The sequence below is a fragment of the Citrobacter sp. TBCS-14 genome (assembly GCF_005280805.1).
GTDB lineage: Bacteria > Pseudomonadota > Gammaproteobacteria > Enterobacterales > Enterobacteriaceae > Citrobacter > Citrobacter gillenii.
This window is the reverse complement of sequence record NZ_SZWM01001172.1, coordinates 1-582: the sequence shown is the minus strand read 5'-3', so window position 1 is coordinate 582 and position 582 is coordinate 1. Positions and strand designations below refer to the sequence as shown.

The 582-nt window shown below is 52.3% G+C and carries 1 pseudogene; it reads right to left on the bottom strand.

Annotated features, from left to right (window positions below):
* Nucleotides 1-582 (bottom strand): annotated as a pseudogene (locus FDX22_RS24625) (trehalase family glycosidase); the annotation flags it as partial.

Below are 582 nucleotides of genomic sequence, written 5' to 3'. Positions count from 1 at the left end.
GTAGTTTTCCTGAATTGGACCTTCTGCCGTCAGCCCTTTGGCATGCTGGAAGAAAGTATCGGCCAGTTTTAATGCTTCAGCGCGATAGCCATAACGCGCCATCCCTTTTAGCCCAAACCAGAACTGATCCACCCAGACGCGTCCGCGCCAGTATATGTCCGCGCCGAAGGCCGGATTGGTCAGTGCTGCGGTGCCAAGTGGGACATATGTGTTGAACTCTTTCGGATCGAGCATCACGCTAACTACCGCATCCGCATGGGATTGTGTGGCCGCACCGTTAAACAGCGGNTGTGGCCGCACCGTTAAACAGCGGTGACCAGCCTTCCGGTCCTTTACCCCGCTCAACAATCGGTTTTCCTGCGCAGCCGTTGACCAACGGCTGATCTTCGATCCTGATGTCGTAGAAGAACTGTGTGGTTGAATCAAACATGCAGGTATTGATGTAATCCGCCAGTTTCTTCGCTAACGTTTGATAGCGCTTCGCGTCTTCTGGTTTACCGAGGATCGTTGCCATCCCTGCCAGATAATGGTTATCACTGTACATGTAGCTGGTCTGATCGACAGATTCCTGAAGTAATGAGT